We start from the raw sequence: 20,680 nt of genomic DNA on the forward strand, positions 1-20,680 counted from the left end.
TACCTCTACTTGCTAGTGCGTTGACTGGAGTTGCATACCGCTTGGGCAAAAGTTGGTTTGGAGTTTCTAACTCAGTTGGTGATGTTTTGATGACAATTCATCAAGGTGAATATCTAGGCAAACGACTCGTTCCCATATACATTATTCTGATTAGCTTAGGGATATTGGGAATGAGCGTAACAGGTACGCATTTACTCGATCGCCGGAGTAGCGATCGCGAACTGACAAAACTGAATATTCGTAATATCCATCGGCTACTAGCATTAATTTTACTTTTACCACTTTCAATCAGCGCCGAAACAGGTGTAGCCTACACAATAGCAAGGGACTGGTTCGGTTTATCTAGAGAGCAAATCGGATTTTTGCTAGAAATTCATCAAGGACTATATTTAGGAGGGACATTCAGTAACTTTTACATTCTCTTATTAGGTTCGGGTTTAATAGCGCTATTAATTGCTGGAATTAGAATGACTTCGTTAATCGGCAGTCAAATTCCGCAACAGCAACCGCAGCAATCTCCCGTTCAAACATTATCACCCTCTGCTTTAGCTAATACAGTTGCTTTACTCCGCAGACAAGCTTGGCTGGGACTCATCTTATTTTTAATTGTGTTTTGTAGCGCTCTGTACGGCATAACGTCACGAGTAGTTCTGAAAAAATATAACGTAGCAGTCTCTGATGTATCGCAATCTAATTTTTCTACTCAAGACTTGCTAATTCCAATTGGGATTCTCGGCTTGGTTTGTGGCGTATTAGGTGCGATCGTAGTAGAGAAGCTAATTCAGAACTGGCGGCGACAAAAAGAAGTTCAAGCTGCCTTATATGAAAGTGAAACGGCGAGTAGTACTATATTAAGGGCGCTACCAGATTCTATCTTGCGGATGAAACAAGATGGTACGTGTCTGAGTTATATGCCAGCAAAAGAAGCTAATTCGTTTACTTTGAATGGAGATATCTTAGGTAAGAACGTGAATGAGTTCTTGCCAGCAGAAACGGCACAACAGCTTATTGAATATGCTCGATTAGCTCTGAGAACTGGCGCAACTCAGATTTTTCAATTTCCGGTTTCTTTCAAGGACAAACAGCAGTACCAAGAGGCACGAATTAGTACAATTGGCGATAAAGAATTTTTGATTATTTTTCGCGATCTCGCCAATTTAGAGCAACATAAAGTAGAACAAAATCAGTGACCAGTTATCAGGGAGCAGGGAGCGCACGAGCAGGGAGCAGAGGAGAAAATAACAACCAATGACCAATGACCAATGACCGCTTATTCAAGCTGTGGCATTAACTGAAGCATTCCAATGCCTAAATCTTTAGATGAAAGCGATCGCGCTTCAAACAGTGCCATCATATCTTTCATTTGGGGTTGTCCCCGCGAAGCACCCATTAGACCTCTCGCGACGATTAAGCCGCAATAGCCTTTGGTATGCTTGCAGCGATCGTTCCACTTCTTTCTCGCGACGACGTGAACTGGATCGTCTTCTAAAAATTCGCCAAACAAAAATAATTCCCCATTGTTGGTTTGCAATACTCCTAAATCATAGCGATCGCCACCAAACGGATCTGCTCCGGGATTAAAACCGATACCTCTAAGTCCTCCAGCACTCAAGATAAGATCGATCGCTTCTTTGGCTTTAGGACGGGAAGTTTGAATCAAAATCACTGGCAATCCATCTCCTGCTTCTGTAGGCTTGCCGACTTGCTGATGGGTGACTTTCTGGCGCAATTGCTGCACCATTTCCCAAGACACAACCCCCAAACTGAGAAAAGAATCTTCTGGGATTAGGTCGTCCCGTAAAGACTGAAATAGAGGCATGTCGTCTAAATCTTCTGCTTCTATTGCCTCAGTTGCAACTGCATCTGCCATTTCCTCTAACTCTGTAGCCAAATTCGGCAAGGTGGAGACAGTCACGCTGAGGGGTTGAGATTTTTTCTCCGACTGGGATGAGGGTAGTGTAATGCGATAGTTGCGGCTAATCTCAGGGAAAGTTTTCCCGCCTAGTTGTCGGCGCTCGTTTCGCAAAAAGCGATTTAAAGCTTCCAAAGCAACAAAGACAGCACTAGCCTCCTCCTCATAGAGGACAGAGCGCAGTCCTTCTAGAGGATGGATATTACCAAAAGATGGCTCAATCTCCGACAGGGGTAGGTCTGCTAGATCGACAAATTCTCCACCACTATCCATCTCTTCCGAGCGCTCGAAAGTGAGAAATAAGCAATCTTGTTTGAGAAATGCTTCTTCTAGCTGTTCTGTGGCATCTTCTTCAATCAAAACTTTCGCCCGAAATCTTTGCAAGGATTCGGCAGAGCGATAGAGCAAAATGCCATATTCCATCCCTAACATTCCCATCACGGAAATGTATAGGGTTTCGATGTCAAAATGGTTGAGCTTGACGGCGATAATTTGGTGTTCTTCTAACAACTCCCAAGGAGCAGCTTGCCAAATCTCAAATGCTTTCTTTTTGAGTGCGGTGGCATATTGAGGTGGTAATTCGGGGGGATGAGCTTCCCCAAATTCTTCAAAGCCGCGATACAATTCATCAATTAGCGGTAGATCGGGGACGTAATCGATCGCGATGTCTAATTCTTGTAACACGCCGCGCAGATAAAACTGAATTTCGCGATCGCGCACGACAATTTTTTGAGGACGAGCGGGTTTAGCGGGACTGTTGGGATGCTCCATTGCCCGCAACAGCGTGCGCACGACAACTTCGGGTCCACTGTCGGTAGCCACGACATCCATTGCCCGCACGACTCCTTGAGAGCCATCGACCCACAAAATACACTCGCTCCCTGCCTCTGTGTCTCCTCTTGGGCTTGATGCTGATAACGTGCGGCGATCGCCCTCCCAGACACAAGGAATTTGATTCAATTTCTGCAAACGCCGTCGCGTGGAGCTATTTAACGAAGTTGTCATAGACCAACCAAGCCAATCAGGGAGACAGTGCAAACTTTCGATCTTACTTAGGTGTGGGAGTTGTCGTTAAGCAATTGGCAGCTTTGCCTCAGCCAACAGGAGTTGTATTTTCCCCGATCCCGTTTCATCCAATTAGACCTATCAATTCTAGGATAGAAATCTTTGTGGTGCTTTGGTTAGGATCGTTGACAATTTCTCAAACCGCACCTCTGTTGCCGTTACAATGGACGAAAAAGCTGCATATTGCATTCTAAAACCATACCAGGAGTTGTAACAGTCTATGACATCAGCAACCCAGTCTCAACAGCGAGGCATTCAGTTAACTGAAGCAGCTCTGCAACACATTTCATTTCTGCGCGATCGCCAAGGGCAAGACCTCTGCTTGCGGGTGGGAGTGCGTCAGGGTGGCTGCTCTGGAATGTCTTACATGATGGATTTTGAAGATATTAGTAAAGTTAGAGCCGATGATGAAGTCTACGATTACGAAGGCTTCAAGATCGTGTGCGATCGCAAAAGCATCTTATACCTTTATGGCTTACAGCTAGATTACAGTAATGCCATGATCGGTGGCGGCTTCCAATTCACGAACCCCAACGCCAATCAAACTTGTGGCTGCGGGAAATCGTTTGGTGTTTAATATAGTGGCGAGGATTAAGGACAAGGAAGACAAGGAGGACAAGGAGGACAAGGAAGATGCCTCTTGCCTCTTGCCTTCCCTACTCCCTACTCCCTACTCCCTACTCCCTTTCATTAACAATGACCGATACTGTCTCATCTTTATTTGAATCAGCACTCGAACGCTACAAGGCTGGCGAAGAACCAGAGAAGTTAATTCCAGTTTTTCAAGACATTTGCGATCGCGCTCCCAAAAGCAGCGCTGCTTGGACTTGTTTGGCGTGGTTGTATTTATTAAGCGATAAATCAAATGCTGCCCTCAAAGCGGCGCAAAAGGCAGTTAAGTTACATCCCCAAGATGCCCAGTCCAGAGTTAACCTTGCCGTAGCCATGCTGGAAACCGGACAAAAAGGCGTGCGAGAACACGTCGATCGCGCCATGCAGTTTATCATGGTTGATTCCGATATGCGGGATGAAGTCAAGCAAAACATTGCCGATGGCATGAGCCGCAAACCAGATTGGCAAAACATGGAACGAGTTAGGAAGTGGTTGTTTGAAGCTTCTGAATGAGGGGTCATTCGTCATTTGTCATTTGTCATTTGTCATTTGTCATTGGTTGTTTTCTCTCCTCTGCCCCTCTGCCCCTCTGCTCCCTGCTCGTGCGCTCCCTGCTCCCTACTCCCTGCTCCCTGTTAACTGATAACTGCTACCTGACAAAAACCCGACTCAGCACGAAGGGAGCTATGCTTTGAATCGGTAAGATGTGTTGCGCGGCTCCTAGAGCGATCGCTTCTTTTGGCATTCCAAACACGATGCTGCTTGCCTCGTCTTGAGCAATTGTCATTCCTCCGGCTTGAGCGATCGCTTGCATTCCTATAGCACCATCTCTACCCATTCCTGTTAGTAGCACGCCCATGATTCCCTTACCGTAAAACTGGGTAGCAGATTTAAACATGACTGTAACTGAGGGGCAGTGACCGTCTACAACGCCAGTTGCTCGGTTAAGAGTAAATTTGCCTAGAGAACTAAATTCTAAATGACACTTTTCTGGGGCAAAATAAATCGTTCCCGGTGATGGAATTTCCCCATCTTGAGCAATCTTAACTTTGACTTGACACTCAGTTGCTAGCCAACTCACCAATCCATGCAAAAATCCTTCGCTAATATGCTGAGTACAAATAACGGGTGCTGGAAAGTGACTTGGTAGATGGCTAAAAAGCTTCTGTAATGCTTGAGGGCCACCTGTAGAAGCACCAACAGCTACCATCCGAATTGAGGATAACCCGCTATGCGATCCTGAAATTCTACCTTGAACTAAGGGTTGAGCTGTGGTTGAGAGTACGGGCTGCTTTAATGGTTTTGTGAAGACGCTGACACCAGAAAGTACTTTAATTTTAGTAATCAACTCTTGCTTGATGCGATCGTACTCTGAAGGTATTCCCATTGCAGGTTTGGGAAAGACATCGATTGCTCCAGCTTGTAACAACTGAAAAATCGTATTGGTGTCGCTTTCCTGTACCGAACTGCTGATAACTAGAATTGGTAAAGGGTGTTTTGCCATCACCTGTTTGGTAAACTCCAGACCATCCATTTTTCTCATGTGTAGGTCTGTACAAATGACGGTAGGTTGCAGCTCGAGAATTTTTTCTAAAGCTTCCTGACCGTTGCTAGCGGTGCCAACGACTTCTATTTCTGATGTCGTAGCTAATAGCTTTTTCAGAATTGCCAAGACAACAGGTGAATCTTCAACTAATAAAACTTTGACTGGGAATTTTGGCATCAATCGTATCTCGAATCAACTTTATAAAAGTGATACAAATGGCATAGAGACGTTACATGTAACGTCTCTACACCGACGACGCAGATATTCTGTTGGCGCACTTCCTGTGACGATTATGTGAGCGTTTTTGCACTAACTTGCTTGCTTGCCAAAACTCTAATTTTAGTAATTAATTGGCGCTTCAGTTCCTCCCGATCTGTGGTTGAAACTGATGCAGGTTTTGGCATCACATCGACGGCTCCAGCTTGCAAGACTTGGAACACATTATCAATATCTTGCTTTTGGACGGCATCACTCAAAACTAAAATTGGTAGCGGAGTCTTCGCCATGACTTGTTTGATTAGCTCTAAACCGTCCATTTTAGGCATTTTCAAATCCGTACAAATCACATGAGGTTGTACTCTAGGAATTAAATTTAAAGCTTCTGCACCATCTTGAGCTGTACCTACAACCTGCACTTCTGGTGCAGAATCAAGTACTTTAAGGAAAATGCTCATAGCGACAGGAGAATCATCGACTAATAAAACTTTAATTGGGGTCATTTTCTTTCCTACGGTGTAGTAAAAAATCGAGAGTGGGGACAAGGGAGACAAGGGAGACAAGGGAGACAAGGAAGATAAATAAAATTACCAATTACCAATTACCCATTACCAATCCAAAATTCTCTGACCTCTAATTCCTAGTAAAGTTAAACAATTGCTTGTAATTGTTGGGCGACTTGATTGAGTTGTTGCGTTGAAACGCGGACTTGGTTGATGCCAGCTGCCGTATCTTTTGCACCGAGGTTGATTTCGTTCATTGCCGAGACGACTTGCTGCACGGAAACTGCTTGCTGCTTGGCACTGAGAGAAATTTGTTGGCTGTTGAGGAAGACGTGGTTAACGGCATCTGCAACTCCAGTGAAGGATTCTACGGTTCCTTGGGCTAAGCGCAGTCCATAATCAACTGATTTTGTGCCTTCGTCCGTTGCCATTACGGTGCTGTTAATTGAAGCTTGAATATCGTTCACGAGTGCGTTGATCTTCTCGGCAGATTTCTTACTTTGGTCGGCAAGTTTGCGAATTTCACCGGCAACGACACCAAATCCCTTACCATGTTCTCCTGCCCGTGCTGCTTCTACTGCTGCATTGAGGGCTAGCATATTGGTTTGGTTGGCAACATCTGCAACTAAATCGGAAATACTACCGATTTGAGTCGTTTGTTCTGATAATCGCATAATTTGCTCGGCGATCGCCCCCACTTTATCGCGGACGGTAGACATTTCTGCCATGGTTTGATGTACGGCTTTGCTACCGTTATCGGCAAGTTCTAGGGCTTGACGCGCCCCAGCAGCAGAGGCTTCAGCTTGTTCGGCAGATTGGCGAGAAGCTGCGCCCAATTCTTCTACGGTGACGGTGGTTTGGTTGACAGAACTTGCTTGTTCGGTGGTGGTGCGTTCTTGTTGCTCGACAGTTGCGCCAATTTCGGTGGAAGAGGAAGCAACGGCATTGGCAATTTGTTGAATCATCTTAGCTGTACGGCTGGCGAATAGAACCGCTAACCCACCAGCAACTAGTAAAGTGACTCCAGTTCCTAGCAATAGGTTGGTGATGAGTTGCTGCTGTCCAGCAAATACAGATTTTGTATCTTCTGCTAAGATTACGCTCCAGTCTAGTTCTGGCATTCCTTCCGTTTCTGGTACTGGCGCGTAGGAGACTAATTGTTCTGCTTTGTCAAGGCGATCGACATCGATCGCTGTTGCCACTTTTTTCTCGGCGTGCATTTTGGCAAAGCTAGCAAAGTCTTCTTTGGCATCGTGACCGACTTGTTCTGTTTCCCGCGCTGCAAAGAACTTATCATCAGAACTAATGAGATGATATTCTTTGCTACTCGATCCAGCTTGTTGCGCCTGCTGCGATGCATTGAAGATTTTTTCATTCAAAATGCTATCTAAGCTTTTTATAGGCATACGAGTGCGAACTACACCTATCATTTTACCTGTGTTCGCATTAATTATCGGAGCAGCCAAGTGAACGGCAACTTCGCCAACTGAGGTTTTTCGAGGTTGTACAATGACTGGCTGTTTAGTTCTCATCACCTCCTTAAAATAATCTCGATCTGCCAGATTTGTCGATGTTTCTCCAGTTGTCCGCAAAATCACTTTTCCCGACAGATCCATGACAGCGATACTATCGTAAACGCCATAGATTTTTAGAAAACCATCTAGCACATTTTGTTTTTGCTGCTGAGTAATTCCTTTTGTGCTTTCGGGATTATTCAAAATTGGCAACCTAGAGATGACTCGAATATCGCCAGTCCGCTCGAACATAAAACGTCCGACCTTATCTGCTAAAGAAAAGGTGAGAGATTCTTGCGATTGAATTGCATTTTGGCGATAGTTGTTGCTGGCAGAAATATAGTTGCTAACTCCGATCGCCATGGCTGGTAGCGTACCGAGGGCGATAGAAAAAGCAATTGCTTTGGTTGTTAATGAGAACTTCATGAGAGCTATTCCTCGTATTTGATGAACTTTTTAGTTGAAATTTTGAATTGGTAAACCAGATTTTTATACCATTGCCAATAAGTTTTGTACTGCCATTTCTAGTTGTTGAGTTTCATTGAAGGTTTGACTTTTAAATCAATCTATTCAACGTATCGAGCAGTATTTTTTGATCGAACGTGCCTTTAGTTAAATAAGCATTTGCTCCCGCTTCTGCGCCTCGACGTTTATCTTCATCAGAGGCAAGAGTTGTGACGAGAATAATTGGTATCTCTTCATATTCTTTGTGTTGACGGATTTTCGCTGCTAGCCCCAAACCATCTAAATTCGGCATTTGCACGTCTGAGATGACAGCATCAAAACTACCTGCCCTCAGCTTGTTGAAGCCATCTGCTCCATCTACAGCAGCAGTCACGTCATAGCCAGCACCCTCTAGCAAGCGCTTGACCTGAGTGCGAATAATAATTGAGTCTTCTACTAACAGTAGCTTTTGCTTAGTTTGTGCCTGTTGGCTCGATTCACTGGTATGTAGGACTACAGGCTTCTTCTGCACGGATTTGAGTAAATCTTGAGGATTGAGAACCATGCAAACTTCACCCGTACCGAGGATAGTTGCACCAGTTACGTTCCGAATGCGCTTGAGTAACTTACTTTGCGGCTTTAGAACGATATCTTGCCGATCGAGTAAAGCGTCTACTAGTAACCCGAGGCGATCGCTACCGACTTGCAGTACGACACACGGCAGCATTCTAGCAGCAGATTTGAGACTAGGAGCGATCGCGGGCAATTCTAGTAGATCGGCAAGCCAAGCCACAGAAACTGGTTGACCTTCAATAGCGATCGTTTGACTGCCCTCCAAAGCAAAAATCTCTTGCCGAGACACAAGCAAGTTCGTCTGTACGAACTCCACTGGCAGTGCGTAGGACATGCGATTAACTTCCACAATCAAAACTTGAGTGGTGGCTAAAGTCGTATCTAATTTGATCCGAAACTCACAGCCCATCCCAGGCAAAGATTCGATTTGGATCGTCCCCTTCATTCTTTCGACATTTGCCCGCACCACATCTAAACCAACCCCGCGACCAGAAATTTCTGTCACTGTCGTTCGAGTCGAGAAACCAGGGGCAAAAATCAGCGATTGGATTTGAGCTGTCGTCATAGCTTCCAATTCTTCTTCGCGGTGGAGTCCCCGTCGCACAGCTGTGCGTTTAATGCTATCGATATTCAAACCGCGCCCATCGTCTGTAACTTCAATCCCAATACTGCTAGCAGTTTGATACCCTCGCAAACGAATAGTTGCCGTGCGTGGTTTACCCAAGCTTTCTCGTTCTTGAGGTGTCTCAATACCGTGATCGACTGCATTGCGTAACAGGTGCAGCAATGGGTCTTTCATTTCCTCTAGAATTCGTTTGTCTGCCTTGGTATCTCCGCCTTCAATGAGTAGATTAATTTCCTTGCCTTGCTGCTTGGCTAAATCTCTGACGAGACGGGGAAAAAGCGCAAACATATTCGATAGAGGTAAAAGGCGTAAAGTCTTGATACCTGACTCTAATTCTCCAGTGACAATATCTAACCGAGCGGTGTCTTCGTAAGCCGTGCTTTTCAGATGGTTAATCAGAGAGCCGAGGCGTTCTAAACGCTGCTCCGACCGATGTTGAAAGTTCTGCAATTGCTTGATATTGTTGGCTTGTAAGCCACGCTCTATCTTGTCAAACACCGAGCGATTGACAAAAGCATCCCGACTCCACTCTTCCCAGAGGGCGAGGATTTCTTCAATTTCACCCATGCGTTGAGCAATTCGTAGTTTAGTCACTGTTAACTCACCCGCTTGAGTCATCAATGTATCGAGCTTTTGCGGTTCGACTCGAATCGTATCGACTTGATAGTTGCTGGTTTGGGCTGACTCGCTGGCTTCGGCTGCTGGAGCTGGCTGCGGCTTGACTTTGGTTTCGGGTACGGGTGCAGGTGTTATTTCAGGTTGTTTAACTGGCAGTGATGGAGGTGTAGGAAGAATCTTCGGTAATACAGGAGGTTCGGGTAAGAAGAAATCGTCGTCGAGTAGGTCAAATGATGCGGCGATCGCTTCAGATGGTTCTGTGAGGAACGGTTCGGAGAATAGATCGTACCCTGAAGCAGCGACAGGCGGTTCGGGAAATAGATCGCTCTCAAATAGCGGGATATCTGCGGCGGCTACAGGTTCGGTGAATATTGGAGTGTCAGCAGGTAGCAGTTCCTCATCTTCACTCGTAGGAATGGACTGTGCGCCCATTAATCGGGCGAGGACGTAAAAAAGATTGACGCTTGGGGCAATACCCGTAACCGCCTCATGGACGAACTGGCGCATGGCATCGAGTCCTTGATAAAGGCGATCGCACAGTTCTGCGGTTAAGTTGCTCTCACCCCGCTTGACTCCGGCTAGTACCTCTTCAATTTGATGTGTTAGGGTTTCAACACCCTGTACTCCCAGCATTCGAGAGTCTCCTTTAAGGGTATGAATCTCTCGCAAAAAGTCTTCTAGTTGCTCGCGATCGCCTGGATGTTTTTCTAAGTGCATCAAGCACTCTTCCAACTTCTGCATCCGTTCGGCACAAGCTGTTTTATATATATCTCTTAGTTCTGGATCGTCTATCATAAGATCGTTAAATTTCTTCGTCTACAACTAAGCTGTTTTTGGATAAAAGCTGAGGCAAGTCAAGTACGGTCAGCATTTTTTCTAAATAAGGGGCATGACCTCTGAGATATTCATTATTAGCGGAATGTACTGCTATTGGTACTGGTGTCAGATCTGACGGACGTAGATACATAACATCAAAAACTTCATCTACAGGTATTCCGGCGATCGTATCGTTGAAGCGAATCACAATGGCTTTTGAGGTAGTCCGATCGAGATTGAGCGATAAGTTTAAAGCTTGACGAATATCTACTAAAGTGACAATTTCTCCGCGTAAATTCATGTTGCCAACAATATGATTTGGGCAGCACGGAATCTGAGTCATATGACGAATGTTGGTGAATTCTCGCACGATATCTAACTCTAGTCCAAAATATTCACCATTAAGACCAAAAACTGCTAATGGTATTAATCCCGTAAAATCAGAATTCTCAGCTTGCCGTCTCAAGTTCTCAGCCCGTTCCCGAAAAATTGCTTTTTCTTGTGGGGTGACTTGTGGATAGTATAAATCGTAAAAACTATGTTTATGAATGCTTTGTCGATCGTTTAGATTGTTTAAATGTAGTTCTTTCTCTTTTGACTGAGGGCGATCGCCATGAGCTTCTATCTCACTTGAATCGCTGTTTAATACTGGTAAAATGTCTTCAACTGTAGAAGAGCAGATGAGTGGCTCTGGATTTAGCAACATGATAATATCTGCATCTATCTTGGCAATACTATGAATAAAGCGAGCTGTAGACTCTTTGACTCGTCCGTATGAAATGTTCGTTTCTATAACTTCAGAACTAACGTTTTTTACTTCATAAACGGAATTAACAATAATACCAATCTGTAAATCTTGCCACTGTATAACAATAACGCTATCGCTGATGTGACAATCCTGCATTTTGTATCCTAAACGTAGACCGAGATGCATTACGGGTACGAGTTGAGAACGTAAATTCAGAATTCCTATAATATCTGTCGGTGCTTCAATGATAAGATTCAACTCTGGAAGTAGAAAAATTTCCTGTACGAGCGTTGCATCAATTCCATATCGCAAGTCATGCAAGCTGAAAATCAGATAAGGTTTAGTTTCCATTTGCTGTTATCATTTAAATATTTAACTTAGTTATTAGCTAATATTTAATATTTATAAATTTGGTTAACTTTGAGATGAAGCTATCGCTTGATTAAGTTTACAAGAAACATTTAAAAAGTTAGCTAGAACTAGACAAATCAAATGTAACTGCATCTTTGTTATTATTAGAACTAATTCCTAATCCGATATATCTACCTACTATCTGGCGTAACTGTTCTGCGTCAAACGGCTTCGTTAAATAGTCGTTAGAACCAGCAAATTTACCCTTGACTTTATCAAAAAAACCGTCTCTTGCTGTTACCATAATAATTGGCAAGTCGCGAAACTGAGGAATACTACGCACAGTCCGACAAAGCTCTAAGCCATCTATCTCTGGCATAGAAACATCGAGTAGCAATAGGGAAATTTTTTCATGATAAATGACGTTCAGAGCATCTACTGCATTACCAGCTAATATGACTTGACAATAACCCGTCAGCGCTCGTTTGATCAGTTGTTGCATGACAGCGCTATCATCTACAGCTAAAACTGTAGATAAAGAAATTTGAGTTGTAGAAATATTGTTATTAGCTATGTCTAACCAGCCTGCTTGTATCCAATTTATATAGGATTTTGCTATACTTAACGGATCTTTATTTAAACCTTCAGCAATATCTACTAGCGATCGCTGTCCGTTGACCCATTCTTGCAAATGTTTGCGCACATTTGGCTCTGTAATATTAGCTAAAGTATCGGATTTTAAATTCGGTACTGCATCCATTGACATAATAGTAGGTCTGAAGCTGTTCCATTGTTCCTGACGTTGAGTAATATCTAGCATTAACTTTGATAATTCAACACCACGACAAAAATTGAGCTGCTTATGGCTATCAAATTGAAACTTACCTGGATATGGTAAAATTTGTTCTACAGTTAATATTAATTGACTGTAAATAACAGACTCAATTTGTTCCCAGTTATATAACTGCATTTGCACCAAACGCTCCAGTACATCGCGAAGTGATGTTTGCTCTGTAACTTGGCGCATTGCAAAGGCTACAGCAGAAGCTACCCATTCTCGACTCAGTTTTTGTTCTAACAATTTGACTAAGCTTTGAGCATCTGGAACTGTTTTACCGCCGTAGAGGGTGCGTCCATCTTTCCAAATTAGCACGCGAGATTTTGCAGGCTTTTCTGAATCGACTTGTGCATCTATATACAAAACACCGCTTGCTTGTTTAGCTTGGATATTTTCTAATAGACTAGATAATTCCTGTGCTTGATACTGATTAGGCGACATAGTTTGCTTAGCCGTGAAAGTTGTGTAGCAAGAGAAACAGCACAGCTCGCTCGAATTGTCATCTAAATATGAGGCGCTTTTTGCTATATTGCTGCGTTTTTAGTATGGCAAACAGCAAAAAGTAATTGTATCGGTAGCAATACCGAATTATAAAGATAAGATAAGGTTTTTCAGTGTTATTACAGTGTTTTGATAACTAAATTTTTCATCAAGACTTAAAAAATATGTGACCAGAAATACTGTTCTAATCATTAAGCAGAATAAAATTGCCAAGCCTGCCAAAAAACGTAGATTGACAATATACCCAAAAATAGACGAAAAACAAAACTAACTGTCCGATCTGGTAGTTTTGGTAAAACGCGAGTACTAATTTGCGCTCCTAGCAAACCACCACAACCTAATAGCAATCCTGGTATAAATAGTACGTTACCTGTTACAGTATGCCCTACAGTTGCAGAGATAGCAGTAATAACAATTACACCTAAACTCGTCTGAATTGCAACTTTTATTTCTTCTTTTAGGAGTAACATTTGAAGCGGCACCATAATCACCCCTCCACCTACACCAAATAATCCAGCGAGAATACCTGCTGCTCCTCCGGTAAAAAGTCGAGCGAGTAAAGGGTTAAATTGCGTCTCTGTCGAAGTCTGTTTATTAGTGAGGTGCTGGCGCAAGTTAACTAAATAAATGTTGATGAGTAATAAAATTCCAAAAGCTAGTAGAAGGATGTGGGGTAGAATTCGACTAGCTGTATACACGCCAATTTGTGAGGTTACAACCGCAGGAAATCCTAGCAAGCTCACCCGCTTCCAGTTAAAGTAACCCATGCGCCAGTTTTGGATGCTACCAGAAATAGAAGTGACTAAAATTGCCAAGCTACTCGTAGCAACAGCCTGTACGGGTGCATAACCTAGAGAAACTAGCAAGGGAACGAGAACAGTACCACCACCAATACCTAGCAATCCAGCGAGGATACCAGAAAATAAGCCACCAATAGCTAAAATTAGCCAATTTCCTCTCATTATCTGTTTCTCCTAACTTCTGTAAGCGATCGCCTTTATGCTCGCCTTTGCGGTTGTAGGTTGTATTATATTGCTAAAGTCTGTTTAATTTTAGTAATTAATTCACTTGCTAAGACCCGATCGTAAGGTTCGATCGCACTCGTAGGAGATAGTTTTTTCAGAAGTTCTAAGGCTGTAGCTAGCATTTTGTTGGCACGTTGGCGATCGCCTGCTTTTTCATAAAGCGAACCTAATTCTAGATAGGCTGCTATAGATTCAGGTGCAAGATAAATAATTTTTTTCAATAATGTTTTAGCTTGTTCTAAATCTCCTTGCTCTTCAGCGATTCGCGCTAAGAGATAATAAGGCTTTTCAGATAAATTATCGAGTTTCGCAGCTTGCTGACAGTAGTGAGTTGCGCGTTCGTAGTCACCGAGGTTTGCCCAAGATTGAGCAATTAAATAATAAGCCTTAAAAGATTTAGGATGTTGTTGAATCAGGATTTGAGCTGCTTGGATTGCTCTGCTATATTCTCCCGCTTGAAAGAGGGTTTCTGCTGTTGCAAGATCGGAAATAGATTGGGAGACGATCGCAGGTAGCGCCACGAGCGATCGCTGTAATATTGGCTTCGATTTTAGAACGTCATTTTTAGTATGACTGAGTTTGAATTCTATTGGCTGACAAGGTATAGATTTACGAAGAGTTTCAGTGATTTCTACTTGTTCGTTTAAGCTTTGAATGGAGGCAGAATTGGGTATATTTTTCGCTTCGGTTGATGTGTTTTGCCGTTGATAGACTATAGATTCTGTAAAAGCCTTCACTTGAAATTTATTGAGGTTTTGCCCTGAAAGCTCTGTATGACCGACAATTAAATATCCATAAGGTCTGAGAGTTTGATAAAACTTCTCGATGACAGTAGCGATCGCATCAACACTAAAATAAATAAAGACATTACGGCAAATAATAATATCCATATCGTGGATATTGAAAGTTGAACTAGGAAAGGAGTCTTGTAACAAATTACTACACCGAAATTTCACCATACGGCGAATTCTCGGATCGAGTTCCCAACCAAGCTTGCGTTGCTGAAAATAGTGCTTCTGAATCTGAGGATCTACTTGACGAAAAGACCAAGGTTCATAAATGCCTCGTTGTGCTTTTTCAATTGCTTCTAAATTAATATCGGTTCCAAATATAAAAACTTCCCAGTCGCTGAGATCGGGAATGAGTTCTTTGACTAAAATTGCAATAGAATAAGGTTCTTGACCGCTGGAGCATCCTGCACTCCAAATTTTCAAACTTGGCTTTTGTGTTAAAGAATTAAGACAAGCCTCTCTTTTACTTTCGATCAACTCAGGTAAAATTTGATGCTTGAGCAGCTTAAAATGTCCTTGGTCGCGAAAAAAATAAGTTTCGCCAACTGTTAATAAACCGAGTAGCTCTTGCCATTCTCTTTCGCTACTTGAGTCGATCGCCTCAAGCTTCGGTTGCTCAGTCGATCTCAGTAATAGTTGATAGTACTTTTCTGGAGCATCCAGTTTCAAAACCTTCATCCGTGTTTCTAGTTTTTGACAAAGCTCCTGGCGATCTTGCGGGCGAACTTGCAAACCCGTACGTGCAGAAATCAGTTGGATAAAGTTTTGTACTGTTGTCTCATTCATTGCTAGGGAGCTGAGGGATAAGGGATAGAATAGCCGATCGCTGCTAATTGCTTACCTCCAGTATTCCCATCTGTAGAAGCTAATCTCACACGAGCATTTGACTATGGGTAATGCATCTAGGTAAATTTCTAGAGAACGTGCAGTAAGGGCGATCGCAGGAGATTGAAATGCAGACTTTACCTATCAAGCGCTTGGATCGGGAGTTAATCGAGCGAATTGCTACTCAAGCGCGTCAAAGTCCGCGCTTGCGCCAGACTTATAGCTTTCATGATGGATCGGAAAAAGTACAGCGCTTTGTAAATATTCTCCAGCCTGGTACTTATGTTCGTCCGCACCGTCACTGTCGCGATGGTGGGATAAACGGGTTTGAGTTCTTTCTAGTTTGCCAAGGTGCGCTAGGAATGTTGATTATGAACGATCGAGGTGAGATCGTCACAACAGAATTTGTTAGTGCTGGTGGTGCAGTGTGGGGACTCGAACTTCCTGAAGCAACTTACCATACAGCAGTAGCTCTAGCTCCGGATACGATAATTTTGGAACTGAAAGAAGGACCCTACAACTCCAGCACGGATAAAGAATTTTTAGAGGAGTTTCCGGCTGAAGGCACAGATGCAGCTCAGCAGTTAGTAGCCACCTGGGAGACATATTTTCAGTGAACAGTTATCAGTTATCAGTGAAGAAAGGGTGTGGGGTGTAGTGCGTGAATTGCTTCTGACTTCTCCTCTGCTCCTCTGCTCCTCTGCTCCCTTGTCTCCCCCCTCTCCCTTGTCCCCTCACTCCTCACTCCTCACTCCTCACTCCTCGCTCCTAGCTTACTACCTGATAAACAAAGCTCAGACTTGCCCAGTCGTTGACATCAAGAGCGTAAGTATCAGAAGAAGGGCTAACAGTGTCATTGCTGGCGCTAGCAGTGATGCGTGGAGGGGCGATCGCACTGGCATCCTGTAAATCTCTCATGACAGCTTGAACCACTTCTAAGGGATTGGATAAAACTCCAATGTATTCTGGTTCGTCGAGATCCCGATCGGTATTTGCCAAGACTGCTAAGGTTTGCGTAAAGCTGGCACTACTGAAAATCAGTTGATGCTCTGCCAACCCAGTTGGTTTGTGAATCGTCCAGGTAAAATTAGCTGTGGATTGCGGTACAGTCGCCGTCTTTCCTGGCGCAATCTCTATATCCTTAAGAATTGGCTTAGAATTAGACTCGTTATTATCGGTAGGTAATTGAGAAGAGTAAAGGGCGATCGCGCTTTTGCTGCTATCTAAGCCCAGTAAGAGTAAATGCACCGGGCGATCGCCGTTATTCTGGACTCGATATTGAATGCGGCTACCGATTGGTATAGCAGGAATGGTATCGGGGGGAGTCGGAAGTTGCTTTTTGAGTTTTCCGATAAGAGTCGGTGTTTCTTCTTGTGGCGATCGCAGGGTTTCCCGTTGCATTAACACTCTGTTTTCGGGATCGAGCATTTCCAAAGTTGCTTTGACGTTAAGGTGAGAAGAACCATCGTTGGTTGTCAGCCGCCAAATTTTAGCAGCTAATAAAGTTTGTAGCTTAGGTGACAACCGTTGCACGGCAACTTTTACCGCTTCGCCGAATTCTCCGGCTGTATTGGGGATCGGTTGGCGATCGAGTGTAAATAAACCGTAGCGAGATGCAGGCGAACCAGCATTTGCGACAATTGGTGTTTCTGCCGATTTCGGCGGGGGAACTAAACCAAATACATAATCTGCTAATTGTTCGCTCGTCGTAGCAAGGGACACGAAAGGCATAGCAGCAAATGCACTGGTAGCATCTACCCGTTCGATGCGTTCTAGGCTCGGATCGAGAGCAATAATCAAGCGAAGATTACGGGGTAAAACTCTGACGGCTTCTTGTACTAACTGTCCGACTTGCGGAGAATCATTGCCAGAAGCACCCACGACTTGAGCTTTGGCAATTAATCCATTCCGCGATCGCACTTGTAATTGAAGGGGTGAGGAGCGAGGAGTGAGGAGTGAGGGGTTTTCCTCAGCTCTCTTCTCCCTTGCTCCCTGCTCCCTGCTCTCTGCTCCCTGCTCTAAAGCGGGAACCAAATTTAATTTAGAGCCAGCCTCGTAGTAGGCAAGGACTGTAGGTGGTAGTCCTGCCAGCCATAACTGAGCGCTCTTTTTGTCTTCTTCTACAGCCATGACGACACCATCAGCACTGGTGCTGGGTTCTTGGCTGAGGTAGTCGGTGAGAGCGGACGGCGGATTTTTTTGACTGTTGACTTGTGGCTGCTGCTCGTTACCTACTAGTTGCTCTACTGTGCCACTGACACGGCTGAGGCTGACTTGTACTGTTGTTGCTGGAGTTGCTTCCCAAAGGTGTTGAGTTAAGGCATAGGTAAACAGTCCAGCGCTAAAACCATTCCAAGCTGTCTCAATAGCACTTTGGGTAGGACTAGCTGCTGCGATCGCAACACCAGGAATATTGGCAGTCGGTGTAGGTTTGATTGAAGCATCTATACTGCCGCAAATAATCCGATCTAAAACGCCTTGGCAAAGGAAGTCTTGCTGAAGCTGTTGTTGAAAAGCAAGTTCGGCTGCGCTTACTTGTCCTGGAAGCGTTTGCGGAAAAGAGCGCACGCGCAAGTTAGCTGGAAGAATCTTAACAGGAGTGCCAAAACTCGTATCGAGAAAAGTTGCAATTTGTCTAGTCGGCAGCGATCGCAATAGCAGCCATAAAGTCTCATCTAGGAGATCTTCGCCATCAGCACAAACTAAACTATTGATGGGAAATTGGTTGTTAGCTGTCTTGAATTCCGAATTCAAAACCCGCCGCCCGTAGCCGCTAAAGTGGAAAACAACGGTATCCCCAGTTTTGGTTTGCTGGGTGAGATGTTCTAGAAAAGCAACTTCAACTTGTTTTCGAGTGGCTTGTCGATCGGTAAGGGTAAGAATATCAGCTGGATTGAAACCAAATCGGTGAACGAGCAGTTCTCTTTGTAGTGCCACATCTGTTAGGCAACCGCCCAAAGACAAAGTAGCGGGATATTGGTTAATGCCTACCAAGAGAGCTAATTTCCGTCCCGTTGGCTGGGCGAGTGCATGGGCATAGCGATCGCCTATTCGCAGCCACCCAGCATCAACCACACCCAATGTTGCGATCGCTTGAGCTAATCGTCTCAGAAAATCTCGCCGCTTCATTTTAGCTATCAGCTACTACTGGTCTCACCAGCTACCAGCCTATCAATAAACTAGGGAGTCAGTTATCGGTTATCAGTTATCAGTTGTTAGGGAACGGAGAACGGGAAACGGTCTTCAGCACAGGTTCCCTAGCGATCGGAGCCAGGTAGTAGAAAAGAACTTAACTCCCAATCGCGCACAAATGACAAATGACGTAGGGCGAAGCCCTTCCCGAAGGGTATGACAAATGACCAATTAAATCTCATATTGGGTAATATTCATGACTTTAGCTAGTTCTGCTGCAACTTCCGGTCGGGAGAATTCTGGTGGTGGCAGTTCACCCCGCCGCAACATCTCTCTGACTTTGGTTCCCGATAGGTGAATTCGTTCTTCGGGTCGAGAAGGGCTGGTTTTGGTAGTTGCCATTTGCAGAGTTCGCTTGCAGTAGAAGGCGTGTTCAAATTTTAATGGCATAATGCCTAATTCTTTTGGCTCAAACTCGTCAAAAATATATTGAGCGTCATACGTACCGTAGTAGTCTCCTACTCCAGCATGATCGCGTCCGACGATAAAGTGGGTGCAGCCGTAGTTTTTGCGGATGAGAGCGTGGAAAATTGCTTCCCTTGGACCCGCATAGCGCATGGAAGCAGGATTGATTGCTAGAATGACTCTGCTTTCAGGAAAGTAGAGTTCCAGCATAATTTCATAGCAACGCATCCGCACTTCGGCAGAAATATCATCGCTTTTTGTTACCCCTACTAATGGATGTAGGAACAAACCATCGACAATTTCAAGGGCGCACTTGATAATATATTCGTGCGCTCTATGGATGGGATTACGTGTCTGAAAACCAACGACTGTGCGCCAACCGTTTTCTCTAAAAAGTTCGCGGGATTTGGCTGGATCGATTTGATAGTCGGGAAATAAAGGGTGTGGATCGCGGTGTAACAACCAAATGGAACCTGCTAGGTTAACTTCACCTTGGTTGTAAACAACGGCTACGCCGGGATGTGCTTCGTCATCGGTGCGGTAAACGCTGACTGCTTCACGGATTTTGTCATAACGATACTTTTGTGATAGTTCTAAAACTCCAATAAAGCGATCGCTTTTATCGTCTAGCCGGACTAAACTACCTTCCTTCAATGGAGCTGCAACTTCTTCACTGACAGAGAGAGTAATAGGAATTGACCAAGGTAGACCGTTACTCAGGCGCATATTGTCAACGACTGACTGATAGTCTGCTTGTGCCATAAATCCAGTCAAGGGACTGAATGCACCAATTGCAATCATTTGCAAATCGGAAACTGCCCGTTCGTCTAACTGGACTCTAGGCAGAAAATCAGCTTTGTCTAGGAATTCTAGACGCTGTGCGTGGTTGGCAATGCGGTTAATTAATTGTCCGCCGTGGGGAGCAATACCATCTATGCGATCGCTCGTCATATCTTTAAATTTTGTTTAGATCTTGGCTGCAAGCATTTATAGTACCAAGATTATGTGTCTTGCTACAAAGCGATCGGCTAGAAGTCAAAAGTCAAAAGTCAAAAATTCATCTTCGACTACTTCCTTCTTCTCCCCTACTCCCTGCTCCCTACTCCCTGCTCTTTTCTTACTGAGAACAGCGATCGCACCACTCTTGATAGAGCTTTTGTTTTTCTGGACTATCTACGACAATTTCAACCCGAATTTGCTGACATCCATGTTGGCGTTCGCGCGCGATCGCGTTTAATAATAGACTGGCAACTTTAGGTGAATCAAATCTACCTCTTACTGTCAATTCACCTACACTTTGGTTTTTTACACCAACATCCCAGGAATTCAAGTTGCGATCGGCAAGAGTTTCTTGTCCTAAATTAATTTCAGCTATTTGCTTGTGTTCTGGATTAACCTGTTCTACAATCAGCTTCTCATACCGCACTGGTACTTCTACCATCCGCGTTTCTATTTCTTTGCGGACGATAACTTCGCCAATTTTACGTTTTTTTCGCTCTACTACTACTCTTTCTGCTAGTAATTTAATAATCTCTTCTGTTGATATGTCTTGAGATGAAC

16 protein-coding genes and 1 pseudogene are annotated in these 20,680 nt (G+C 44.1%); 5 read left to right on the forward strand and 12 right to left on the reverse strand.

Translation table 11 applies throughout. The features are described 5' to 3' along the window. Positions 1-1,190: PAS domain-containing protein (locus tag ACRC32_RS07060; RefSeq protein ID WP_438553300.1), on the forward strand; the 1,190-nt coding region annotated here is incomplete at its 5' end. Positions 1,191-1,270: 80 nt separating this feature from the next. On the opposite strand, the gene ACRC32_RS07065 is transcribed toward ACRC32_RS07060, so the two are convergent. Next, on the reverse strand, positions 1,271-2,917 hold the full coding sequence (locus ACRC32_RS07065; protein WP_438553301.1) for a DUF6930 domain-containing protein: 1,647 nt from the start codon (positions 2,915-2,917) through the stop codon (positions 1,271-1,273). Between the two features lie 53 nt (positions 2,918-2,970). Between ACRC32_RS07065 and ACRC32_RS07070 the strand changes: the two genes are divergently transcribed. The 3 genes from ACRC32_RS07070 (at position 2,971) to ACRC32_RS07080 (ending at position 4,102) form a co-directional block, all read left to right on the forward strand. Then, on the forward strand, positions 2,971-3,171 hold the full coding sequence (locus tag ACRC32_RS07070) for a hypothetical protein (RefSeq protein ID WP_438553302.1): 201 nt from the start codon (positions 2,971-2,973) through the stop codon (positions 3,169-3,171). Positions 3,172-3,197: 26 nt separating this feature from the next. Beyond that, on the forward strand, positions 3,198-3,554 hold the full coding sequence (locus ACRC32_RS07075; RefSeq protein WP_438553303.1) for a HesB/IscA family protein: 357 nt from the start codon (positions 3,198-3,200) through the stop codon (positions 3,552-3,554). 119 nt (positions 3,555-3,673) lie between these two features. Next, positions 3,674-4,102 carry a hypothetical protein gene (locus tag ACRC32_RS07080; RefSeq protein ID WP_438553315.1) on the forward strand — a complete coding sequence of 143 codons (429 nt, stop codon included), beginning with the start codon at positions 3,674-3,676 and terminating at the stop codon, positions 4,100-4,102. Between the two features lie 136 nt (positions 4,103-4,238). Here the strand turns inward: ACRC32_RS07080 and cheB are convergent, their stop codons facing one another. From cheB to ACRC32_RS07120, 8 genes are all read right to left on the reverse strand, one after another. After that, positions 4,239-5,312, reverse strand: coding sequence for a chemotaxis-specific protein-glutamate methyltransferase CheB (gene cheB, locus ACRC32_RS07085; protein WP_438553304.1), 1,074 nt, complete (start codon positions 5,310-5,312; stop codon positions 4,239-4,241). 113 nt (positions 5,313-5,425) lie between these two features. Beyond that, a complete protein-coding gene (locus ACRC32_RS07090; protein WP_438553305.1) occupies positions 5,426-5,854 on the reverse strand; it encodes a response regulator in 429 nt (142 codons plus the stop codon). A gap of 146 nt (positions 5,855-6,000) precedes the next feature. Continuing rightward, the gene (locus ACRC32_RS07095; protein ID WP_438553306.1) at positions 6,001-7,794 is read right to left on the reverse strand and encodes a methyl-accepting chemotaxis protein; all 1,794 of its coding nucleotides are present in this window, start codon (positions 7,792-7,794) and stop codon (positions 6,001-6,003) included. A 130-nt stretch (positions 7,795-7,924) separates the two neighbouring features. Next, a complete protein-coding gene (locus ACRC32_RS07100) occupies positions 7,925-10,423 on the reverse strand; it encodes a hybrid sensor histidine kinase/response regulator (protein ID WP_438553307.1) in 2,499 nt (832 codons plus the stop codon). Positions 10,424-10,430: 7 nt separating this feature from the next. Beyond that, positions 10,431-11,543 carry a chemotaxis protein CheW gene (locus tag ACRC32_RS07105; protein ID WP_438553308.1) on the reverse strand — a complete coding sequence of 371 codons (1,113 nt, stop codon included), beginning with the start codon at positions 11,541-11,543 and terminating at the stop codon, positions 10,431-10,433. A 118-nt stretch (positions 11,544-11,661) separates the two neighbouring features. Continuing rightward, positions 11,662-12,822: a response regulator gene (locus ACRC32_RS07110; RefSeq protein WP_438553309.1), complete on the reverse strand. Its 1,161-nt coding sequence runs from the start codon at positions 12,820-12,822 to the stop codon at positions 11,662-11,664. 251 nt (positions 12,823-13,073) lie between these two features. Further along, the gene (locus ACRC32_RS07115) at positions 13,074-13,844 is read right to left on the reverse strand and encodes a sulfite exporter TauE/SafE family protein (RefSeq protein ID WP_438553310.1); all 771 of its coding nucleotides are present in this window, start codon (positions 13,842-13,844) and stop codon (positions 13,074-13,076) included. A 65-nt stretch (positions 13,845-13,909) separates the two neighbouring features. Beyond that, positions 13,910-15,484, reverse strand: a complete 1,575-nt coding sequence (locus tag ACRC32_RS07120; RefSeq protein WP_438553311.1) for a CheR family methyltransferase — start codon at positions 15,482-15,484, stop codon at positions 13,910-13,912. 167 nt (positions 15,485-15,651) lie between these two features. Here ACRC32_RS07120 and ACRC32_RS07125 point away from each other — a divergent pair, with 167 nt between their 5' ends. Next, positions 15,652-16,140 carry a WbuC family cupin fold metalloprotein gene (locus tag ACRC32_RS07125; protein ID WP_438553312.1) on the forward strand — a complete coding sequence of 163 codons (489 nt, stop codon included), beginning with the start codon at positions 15,652-15,654 and terminating at the stop codon, positions 16,138-16,140. A 151-nt stretch (positions 16,141-16,291) separates the two neighbouring features. Here the strand turns inward: ACRC32_RS07125 and ACRC32_RS07130 are convergent, their stop codons facing one another. The 3 genes and pseudogenes from ACRC32_RS07130 to ACRC32_RS07140 all read right to left on the reverse strand — a co-directional run. Beyond that, the gene (locus ACRC32_RS07130) at positions 16,292-18,652 is read right to left on the reverse strand and encodes a caspase family protein (RefSeq protein ID WP_438553313.1); all 2,361 of its coding nucleotides are present in this window, start codon (positions 18,650-18,652) and stop codon (positions 16,292-16,294) included. A gap of 234 nt (positions 18,653-18,886) precedes the next feature. Then, positions 18,887-20,071: a sulfate adenylyltransferase gene (gene sat, locus ACRC32_RS07135; RefSeq protein ID WP_438553314.1), complete on the reverse strand. Its 1,185-nt coding sequence runs from the start codon at positions 20,069-20,071 to the stop codon at positions 18,887-18,889. Between the two features lie 166 nt (positions 20,072-20,237). Then, positions 20,238-20,680: pseudogene (locus ACRC32_RS07140) on the reverse strand (hypothetical protein); the annotation flags it as partial.

Origin of the sequence: Chroococcidiopsis sp., assembly GCF_051657925.1 — a bacterium.
Taxonomy (GTDB): domain Bacteria; phylum Cyanobacteriota; class Cyanobacteriia; order Cyanobacteriales; family Chroococcidiopsidaceae; genus Chroococcidiopsis.

Bases quoted from the DNA above. Each gene is read 5' to 3' on its own strand.
- ACRC32_RS07115 (WP_438553310.1), bottom strand. From the start codon at position 13,844: ATGAGAGGAAATTGGCTAATTTTAGCTATTGGTGGCTTATTTTCTGGT.
- ACRC32_RS07130 (WP_438553313.1), bottom strand. From the start codon at position 18,652: ATGAAGCGGCGAGATTTTCTGAGACGATTAGCTCAAGCGATCGCAACA.
- ACRC32_RS07100 (WP_438553307.1), bottom strand. From the start codon at position 10,423: ATGATAGACGATCCAGAACTAAGAGATATATATAAAACAGCTTGTGCC.
- cheB (WP_438553304.1), bottom strand. From the start codon at position 5,312: ATGCCAAAATTCCCAGTCAAAGTTTTATTAGTTGAAGATTCACCTGTT.
- ACRC32_RS07125 (WP_438553312.1), top strand. From the start codon at position 15,652: ATGCAGACTTTACCTATCAAGCGCTTGGATCGGGAGTTAATCGAGCGA.
- ACRC32_RS07065 (WP_438553301.1), bottom strand. From the start codon at position 2,917: ATGACAACTTCGTTAAATAGCTCCACGCGACGGCGTTTGCAGAAATTG.
- ACRC32_RS07095 (WP_438553306.1), bottom strand. From the start codon at position 7,794: ATGAAGTTCTCATTAACAACCAAAGCAATTGCTTTTTCTATCGCCCTC.
- ACRC32_RS07120 (WP_438553311.1), bottom strand. From the start codon at position 15,484: ATGAATGAGACAACAGTACAAAACTTTATCCAACTGATTTCTGCACGT.
- ACRC32_RS07075 (WP_438553303.1), top strand. From the start codon at position 3,198: ATGACATCAGCAACCCAGTCTCAACAGCGAGGCATTCAGTTAACTGAA.
- ACRC32_RS07110 (WP_438553309.1), bottom strand. From the start codon at position 12,822: ATGTCGCCTAATCAGTATCAAGCACAGGAATTATCTAGTCTATTAGAA.
- ACRC32_RS07080 (WP_438553315.1), top strand. From the start codon at position 3,674: ATGACCGATACTGTCTCATCTTTATTTGAATCAGCACTCGAACGCTAC.
- ACRC32_RS07090 (WP_438553305.1), bottom strand. From the start codon at position 5,854: ATGACCCCAATTAAAGTTTTATTAGTCGATGATTCTCCTGTCGCTATG.
- ACRC32_RS07105 (WP_438553308.1), bottom strand. From the start codon at position 11,543: ATGGAAACTAAACCTTATCTGATTTTCAGCTTGCATGACTTGCGATAT.
- sat (WP_438553314.1), bottom strand. From the start codon at position 20,071: ATGACGAGCGATCGCATAGATGGTATTGCTCCCCACGGCGGACAATTA.